Annotated in this window: 1 protein-coding gene; it reads right to left on the minus strand. The window is 68.1% G+C overall.

All coding sequences use genetic code 11. The annotated features are described in order from the left end of the window. Positions 1-260 (minus strand): DUF599 family protein (locus CN946_RS20915; protein ID WP_141546958.1); only part of this gene is annotated, 260 nt, incomplete at both ends.

Raw genomic sequence — 260 nt, forward strand, 5'->3', positions numbered from 1 at the left:
CGCGTGGGGCGTGGGGGTGAACACCATCACCTTGAGCACGTCGGAGTGGAACTCGCGCTGGTACAGCACCCCGACCACCCCGGCGGTGACCAGCATGAAGATCCACGGGTTGATGAACCAGGCCAGCATGGCCAGGCCGAAGTAGTAGGAACGCAGGCCCTGGTTGAACTGGTGCGCGGCCATGGACACCACCCGCGCGGCGCGCTCGGCGAAGGCGTTGCGCTCCTGCTCGCCGACGTGGCGCTCGCCGATCATCGGCG

Source organism: Bacillus sp. AFS053548 (genome assembly GCF_002575105.1).
In the GTDB taxonomy this organism is placed as follows: Bacteria; Bacillota; Bacilli; order Bacillales; family Bacillaceae_G; genus Gottfriedia.